The 8,853-nt window shown below is 39.7% G+C and carries 3 protein-coding genes and 1 pseudogene; all 4 read left to right on the forward strand.

The window, feature by feature from the left end:
- On the forward strand, positions 1-3,030 hold a 3,030-nt coding region (locus ACLJX0_RS15150; RefSeq protein ID WP_410881659.1), incomplete at its 5' end, for a hypothetical protein.
- A gap of 50 nt (positions 3,031-3,080) precedes the next feature.
- Complete coding sequence (locus tag ACLJX0_RS15155; RefSeq protein ID WP_410881660.1) at positions 3,081-7,601, forward strand: hypothetical protein; 4,521 nt, start codon at positions 3,081-3,083, stop codon at positions 7,599-7,601.
- 58 nt (positions 7,602-7,659) lie between these two features.
- Positions 7,660-8,220, forward strand: coding sequence for a hypothetical protein (locus tag ACLJX0_RS15160; RefSeq protein ID WP_410881661.1), 561 nt, complete (start codon positions 7,660-7,662; stop codon positions 8,218-8,220).
- Between the two features lie 37 nt (positions 8,221-8,257).
- Positions 8,258-8,853 (forward strand): annotated as a pseudogene (locus ACLJX0_RS15165) (gliding motility-associated C-terminal domain-containing protein); the annotation flags it as partial.

The raw sequence follows: 8,853 nt of genomic DNA on the forward strand, positions 1-8,853 counted from the left end.
AGTTTTACCTTAGTGAATGATCGATTAGTTGTTACAGATTCAGCTGGAAATGCAGTATCTCTTGCAGTCGAAGAAATTGCGAACAACAGTACGTTTGTAACGAATTTGGTAGAAAACCAGGAGTTTATCACCAAGTTGGGGGATAATATTGATTTTGTTAATCACATTACCAACAACAATGAGTTTATTGAGAACATCATCAATAAGCTAAAAGGAAAATACGGAAACGTTTTCTATAATGGAGATACGAACAAGTTCTATTACTTAGATGATCAAGGGAACCTACAGGATATTGATTGGGGAGCGTTGAACACTGTGAACGTGAGCTTTACATTGGAGAATGACTTCTTAGTGGTAACAGATTCCGCAGGAGATACAGTATCCTTAGCGGTAGAAGAGATTGCGAACAACAGTACGTTTGTAACGAATTTGGTAGAAAACCAGGAGTTTATCACCAAGTTGGGGGATAATATTGATTTTGTCAATCAGATTACCAACAACAATGAGTTTATTGAGAAGATCATCAATAAACTAAAAGGAGAATACGGAAACGTTTTCTATAATGGAGATACGAACAAGTTCTATTACTTAGATGATCAAGGAAACCCACAGGATATTGATTGGGGAGCGTTGAACACCGTGAACGTGAGCTTTACATTAGAGAATGACTTCTTAGTGGTAACAGATTCCGCAGGAGATACAGTATCCTTAGCGGTAGAAGAGATTGCGAAGAACAGCAAATTCGTTACGAATTTAGTAGAGAACCAAGAGTTTATTACCAAGTTGGGGGACAATATTGATTTTGTCAATCAGATTACCAACAACAACGATTTCATTGAGAAGATTATCAACAAACTAAAAGGAGAATACGGAAACGTTTTCTATAATGGAGATACGAACAAGTTTTACTACTTAGATGATCAAGGGAACCCACAGGATATTGATTGGGGAGCGTTGAACACCGTGAACGTGAGTTTTACCTTAGTGAATGATCGATTAGTTGTTACAGATTCAGCTGGAAATGCAGTATCTCTTGCAGTCGAAGAAATTGCGAAGAACAGCAAATTCGTTACGAATTTAGTAGAGAATCAAGAGTTTATCACCAAGTTGGGGGATAATATTGATTTTGTCAATCAGATTACCAACAACAATGAGTTTATTGAGAAGATCATCAATAAACTAAAAGGAGAATACGGAAACGTTTTCTATAATGGAGATACGAACAAGTTTTACTATTTAGATGATCAAGGGAACCCACAGGATATTGACTGGGGAGCGTTGAACACCGTGAACGTGAGCTTTACATTAGTGAATGATCGATTAGTTGTTACAGATTCAGCTGGAAATGCAGTATCTCTTGCAGTCGAAGAAATTGCGAACAACAGCAAATTCGTTACGAATTTAGTAGAGAATCAAGAGTTTATCACCAAGTTGGGGGACAATATTGATTTTGTCAATCAGATTACCAACAACAATGAGTTTATTGAGAAGATCATCAACAAACTAAAAGGAGAATACGGAAACGTTTTCTATAATGGAGATACGAACAAGTTCTACTATTTAGATGATCAAGGAAACCCACAGGATATTGACTGGGGAGCGTTGAACACTGTGAACGTGAGCTTTACATTAGAGAATGACTTCTTAGTGGTAACGGATTCCGCAGGAGATACAGTATCCTTAGCGGTAGAAGAGATTGCGAAGAACAGCAAATTCGTTACGAATTTAGTAGAGAATCAAGAGTTTATCACCAAGTTGGGGGATAATATTGATTTTGTCAATCAGATTACCAACAACAACGACTTCATTGAGAAGATCATCAATAAACTAAAAGGAGAATACGGAAACGTTTTCTATAATGGAGATACGAACAAGTTTTACTACTTAGATGATCAAGGGAACCCACAGGATATTGACTGGGGAGCGTTGAACACTGTGAACGTGAGCTTTACATTGGAGAATGACTTCTTAGTGGTAACGGATTCCGCAGGAGATACAGTATCCTTAGCGGTAGAAGAGATTGCGAAGAACAGCAAATTCGTTACGAATTTAGTAGAGAATCAAGAGTTTATCACCAAGTTGGGGGATAATATTGATTTTGTCAATCAGATTACCAACAACAATGAGTTTATTGAGAAGATCATCAACAAACTAAAAGGAGAATACGGAAACGTTTTCTATAATGGAGATACGAACAAGTTTTACTATTTAGATGATCAAGGGAACCCACAGGATATTGATTGGAGTACGTTGAATACGGTAAACAAGAGTTTTACCATTGAAGGCGATTATTTGGTAATTACAGATTCTTCAAATAATAAAGTACAATTGGCGTTAAGTGCACTTGTAAGTCATCCTACTTTTGTTGCGGAAATCATCAATAAACTAAGAGGAAAATACGGAAACGTATATTATGATGCTAGCACGAATAAATACTACTATATCCAGGAGGATGGCACAAAAGTAGAAGTAGATCCTACAGAAGGGATTCAGGCATCGCCATGGATGGTTCAAGGAACAACTAACGTAGCGAACGCTAATACACAAAATATTTATCAAACAGGTACGGTTGCTATTGGAGCGAGTGTGATTCCAGCTAGTGAAACCACAGCTAAACTGTATGTAGCAGGAGATGTAGTAACCAGTGGAAAATACTTCACAACGAATTCGGTATATGCGGATTATGTATTTGAGAAATATTTTACAGGAAGCTCAGATATTAAGTTGACTTATGAGTTTAATAGCTTGAATGATGTAGCAACCTTCGTCAAAGAAAATCACCATTTACCAGGCGTTACACCGATTGCTGACTTAAGTAAAAATGAGCGTGGTTATGGATTTGATTTAACAAATTTATCTGTTGAATTACTTGAGAAAGTAGAGGAGTTATTCTTGCATACGATTGAGCAACAAGATCAAATTGAAAAATTGATGGAAGAGCAGGAACGTGCAACGAAATCTGCACTGGAGACTCGTAAACGTTTAGAAAAAGTAGAAGAAATACTCCGTGAAATGTGCCAAGATAAATAGGTGATAGCAGGAGTGAAAAAACTTTTCAGTAAGAATAAAATGGATGATAAATGAAAAATATATATATACTAATTACACTTCTATTTTCTTCGTTTCTCTTTGCACAAACCCCAGGGGGTGTGCAAGGGGTAACGGTAGAATATTGGCTGACTGCTGATGAGGTAACTAGTGGGGTAATTCGAGATGGTGAGGCTGTTTCTAGTTGGCTTGATCGCTCTAGTAAGTTGCGAAATTTCACCAATACATCAGGACAACCTCCACGATTTATAAAATCCGCGATGAATTACCACGCGGCAGTAGACTTTTACAAGAAGGATACAGAAGAAGGAGAAGGTAGAGCTGAAGGAAATGAGTATAGAGCATTAGAGTCTCTTGCGAATTTTCAAGCCGATCCCAACCGATCTTATTTTGTGATTTGGGTAGCTCGTTCAAGTAGTGAGGAAGATGTTGCGGGAATGCATAACGTACCTGTTTTTAGGTTAGGACAGCTGGAAACAGATCAGTCGAATCGTATGCCAGCTGCTAGAGCGTTTGCGTCAGGTAGGGCTACTCCGATTGCAGGAGGAAATAAGACCTATGGAATTGGCATGGCGTTCATGACTGATACAGCCAATCGCCCAGCTACACAACAGGGCGAAAATTTCCAGCGTGCTGCCAATACAGCTTCCAGAGGAGCCAGAGGAATACTAACCTCCGCTAAAAGTGTTGTGGGGAGCGTTCGCAGTGAAACAGGAGAGGTAAATTCCTATCAAGGCGAAATTATGGAAGTCATTGTACTGTCTAAACCAATAGAAGAACGTTCCACTCCTTTTAGTGAAACGGATTTAAAAAAGATTAATACGCACTTAGCCCTTAAATATGGACTTAGTTTACCTGAAACACAGGTGGATTATATGTTGTCTGATGGTACCGTAGTGTATAATAGTACGACTAGAGGATATGAAACCTATCAAGCGGATATTTTTGGTATTGCAAGAGATGATGCGAGTGGGCTATATCAAAAGCAAGCGATAAGTGTAGATAATCCTGCTTTGGGTATTGCAATGGGAACCTTTAAAAATACCAATGCAGAAAATACAGCGACATTAGAGAATAAAACAGCGTTGCTATTTGGAGCTAATGGAGCATTGAATACTACTGCTTATACTTATGGTGCGGGAACGCGTTTTGCAAACTATACCTTGCAAACACAGACGGATTCCGTAGCTGGTAGAACTAGACCTGAAAAGCTAACGACAGCCTTCAACTATAAGTTGAAAGCCAAAGCAACAGGTCAACAAACATTTACACTAGATGCAAGAGTAGGGATGGGAAGCTGGTTACTGGTTAGTGCAAATGAATCATTTAATCCAAGTCAGACGAGAATTTATAAAGTAAATGAAGGTGTGGCTCGTAATGTGGTCATCAACGACGGAGATTATGTGGGGTTTGCTTATGAAGCATTAGCACCTGGTGGAGTAGTGAATGGTCTTCGTATGTGGTTGAATGCCTCTATGAGAAATACGATGTCCGTGAATGCCAGTGGGCAAATTATTAGCTGGACTGACCATGCGGGAAGAGGAACAAATTACCGAAAAAGACCTGAAAATAAAGGAGCTCCTTTGTATGTACCTAGTGAGGAAAGAACAAACTTTCACCCGACGGCTTTGTTTAGAGAAGCGGAAGATTACCTCATTACGGATCGGGCAGCCATGTCAGTAGCTTCGCCCGCAAATGTGGCCTTTTATGCCGTGGTGAATCACAACTTTGCAACGACAAGATCGTATTTTATCGGTTTTGGTGAGCACAGAGCAGCAACCAATGCTCGACGTCCTTCCTTTGGCGTTTACCGTGGAAGTAGTACAGCCGTAGATGGTTTTGGTCGTATTGGATCAACAGGATTAACCAATAGCCCTACGCGATTGTTTAATCCAGGAGCGACTACCATTGCGGGATACCATTGGCAAGTTGGAAGTGGTGTTACCTTTGAATTTGATGGAGGACATTCGGAATATGTAAGACATACTTATCATAATGTGTTGATGAATGGAAAGGGAATGTTAGGATCGGGAAGTTCCTCCAAGACGTATTACCTTCAAGGGGTAATGCCAGAGGTAATCTTATATGAAAGAGCCCTGACAGAGAATGAAAGAGCAAGAATTAACTCTTATTTGGGATTGAAATATGCGATTACCATTAAATTAGGTCGCGCAGGAAACTTCAATTTCAACTATTTATTATCCGATAATACGTCCGTATGGAATGGAAATAGCATAACAAATTTACAGTTTCACAACAACGTAGCTTCTGTTGTTCGAGACGATGATGCAGATTTAGAAAACTTACAAGCGAAATCTACTGATATTGGTGCAATAGTGCACATGGGCGTGGGAACGAAATTAGGAGCAGACCCTGAGCTAGGAAGTATTGTAAACAATAAATCAGCTATTTCTTGGGGACACAACGGAGAAGCCTTGTCACAATATTCCTTTGCAGGAAACCAAGAGGTATGTGGAGAAATGGACTCTCGCCTAAGTGGTCGAATTTGGTTGGTTGATAACACCAATTTTGATCAGAGTATCTTAGTGCGTGCAGCAGATGCTGTATTTCCGTATAATGGACCCAATTGGAACGTATTTTTACTCGTAGCCGATTCGCCAGAAAAATTGCGAATGAATGCTTGGGATCAAGTTATACCCTTAGATTTCGTTAATGGGGGACATCAAGCGAACTACAAGTTTCCAAAAGATAAAAAAACCTACTTTACTTTTGGTGCCAAAACCTTACCTGGAATATGTGAATCATGTGATTTTACAGGGGTAAAAACCTTAGACTTTACGAAAAATAATTGGACGAGAGGGGCCACCTCAGGATCTTATCACTTAGGAGATGGCTTTACTGCTGATGTAAACGTTTCCATTGAAGCACCATCTACGTTCAAAAGCCGCTATCCAAGACCATCTTCCCTGCGCTCTTTGAGAGAGTACAGACAAAGAGGAACAGGAGATAAAAAAATGGTGACAGAAGTAGTGCTCAAACAATATGGTTCTTTAAGGGCTGCAGCCTCAACCTTTGAGATTTTTGAAATTGACCGAATGAGTGGGCGTTTTTCTCAGGTTGAAGTATATGGTGTTTGTGGCTCGGGTATTGTAATGCCGAAATTGAGCTATGCTACGAATCACAAGAGATCGTATGTCATTGAAGGCAATAGAGCTAAAGGTTTAACCTCCTCAAGCTACACGGCTCTAAGAGGTAGAATGCACGTAGAGTTTGATACACCAGTGGAAAAAATTTATGTGGTACACACCTTTACGGGGCGAACAACAGGAAAAATGAGAATTGGAATTGGACCGATGCAATTTGTTTGCCCACCTCCAGTACCTGCGCCAAATGAAGATGGATTAACCTTTACAAAAGAAGGACCGAGTGAAATGCTGTTGTGTGAGGATGGAACCTATACGTTCCGCATTACCAATACCAACTGTGCGCCATATAAAGTAAACTTCTCTGATGTGTTACCTGCGGGTATGTATTGGGTAGATGGTTCATTATCTGTTGACGATCAGGCGATTGCTTCTGCGGTGATTAATGACTACGGAAAAACAAGAACTTTAACCATTAAGGATCTCGAGGTTCCTGGTACTTCCACACTAACGTTTAGAGGAAAAATACTCTTTGAACAAGATGCACAAGTAGGTACCTATGAAAATAGAGCTCTTATTAGCTATAACACAATAGAAAATCCCCATATCATTCATGATGTTTTGAGTTGTGATCGAATGAGTACTGGTTGTGAACCCACAAGAACAGTGGTAACAGGAGATCCATCGATTCGCCCGTTACCGATTGAAACTACGATGATTGCTGAGCCGAGTTGTTATACCGAAAATAAGGAAATGACAATGACCTTAAAGATTAATAACCCGAATGCAGTTGCATTAGAAGAGGTGCTGCTTGAGTTTAACTATAACGAAGAATTTACCTATGTGCGAAACTCCCTTCGATCATCGACAATTAGCCTAAGCGGAGGAGTAAGTATTGATACGGATGATGTAAGAAGCATTTCAATTGAAAATTTAATCTTACCAGCAGGGGAACACACCCTTACGTTTAAATTGAAAGCACCAGCAGAACAAGATATTGTATGGGAAGATATTGATCCACAGGATCCTTCAAGAGGTAGGGTAGAGTCACCTTTATATCTAGACTATGATTTATTGAGTGAGTCAGATGATGTTTGTGCAAGTGGAACAACCATTGAAAGTGGAGGTTCTATTGAAATAGCATATTGTACGGTTTGTTACTATGAAGGAGTAGAGGGAGATAATGGAGATATTTTGGCTTCCGATGGATACCTAGCGCTAACTACTTTAGATCGTCCAAATGATGCTTGGGTCACTGCCCGAGGGAACGCCTTTGTAGTGTTAGAATCAAAAACCCAAGGTTTTGTACTTACTCGATTGACAACAGCACAGATTGCACGCCTCAATCCTGTAGAAGGGATGTTGGTGTACGATACAACAGTAAACTGTTTAAAAATGTATGATGGTACCCAATGGGGATGCCTAGAACAGAGCTGTGTAGAGGATTAGTTGAACCTTGTTGGAAGAGAGGAGTAAACCTCTAAACATTCAACAAAATTTTAAAACAATGATGAACAAAATAAATAAGCGAATACTCTTTCTTGGATTGTCTTTTTTACTTGGTGTTTGTACGGCTTTTAGCCAAACGGCAATCGGGAAGAAGACTACAGAAGGAACCGATGTTATCTTGGATTTTAAAGCCAATGAAACAAGAGGAATTATTTTGCCTTGGGTAACGAAGGAACAAGAAGTACGTACACCCGTGGGAGGAACCTTGATTTTTGATGCACAGGATAAAAAAGTAAAGTATTACCGCGGGGGAACACAAGCAGGCTGGATGGATTTATCCATTCACGAAGGACAAGTGGATTTGAGTATTCAACAAGCAATTGCTGAACGCACAAACGCAACTTCAACGGTAATTGGAAGTCGAACTTCTACCGCTTCTGGTGTACTCGTTTTAGAGGCTACCAATAAAGCGATGGTATTACCCAAAATGGCAAGTCCACATATCAATATGCTGAGCCCACAGGCAGGAACAATTGCCTTTGATACCGTTTCTAAGATGCTTTGTGTTTTCAATGGTACGGAATGGTCCTTTTGGAATGTAAAAGGAGAATCCAATTAATTGTTACAATTGAATTAGATCTTAAAAAAAGAAAAGCATGAAAAAGAATATCTTATACAGTGTACTACTACTTGGTAGTAGTACACTTACCTATAGTCAGGAACCAATTCCTGTTGTCAATTCAGGTGAGCTATCTGTTTCTCCTTCTGGCATATTAGCCGTTGAAGGAAATTTTGAAAACACGACTTCTGGAGATGTAACCAACGATGGAACAGTAATTTATTACGACAACTTTGCCAATGATGGTGCGTATGGAATCAGTACCAACCACAAAACTTCCATGACGGTTTTTACCATTCATGGTGTTGCTTCACAAGCGAAACAGATTACGGGAAACCAAATTGCCTCGTTTTACGATGTTGTTTTTGATAGTTCAGTGCCTGAAGTAGCCTTTGATCTAAAGAATAACATCGATGCTTCTGGAGTGGTTGATTTTCAAAATGGTATTGTGTTGGTGGATTCTACTTACAACCCTATTACCAAGCTTTCCCATGGGATGTTTACCTTTCAAAAAGGAGCCACAGCAGAATCAGTAGGCGATGCTGCTCACGTGCAAGGCGCAGTTGAGAAGATCGGAAATGAATCCTTTGTGTATCCTATTGGTGATCAAGAAAAATACCGTTCTGCGCGTAT

The organism is Myroides sp. DW712, assembly GCF_046557355.1.
GTDB lineage: Bacteria > Bacteroidota > Bacteroidia > Flavobacteriales > Flavobacteriaceae > Flavobacterium.

Coding starts and splice junctions, on each gene's coding strand:
- ACLJX0_RS15155 (WP_410881660.1), top strand. CDS start 3,081: ATGAAAAATATATATATACTAATTACACTTCTATTTTCTTCGTTTCTC.
- ACLJX0_RS15160 (WP_410881661.1), top strand. CDS start 7,660: ATGATGAACAAAATAAATAAGCGAATACTCTTTCTTGGATTGTCTTTT.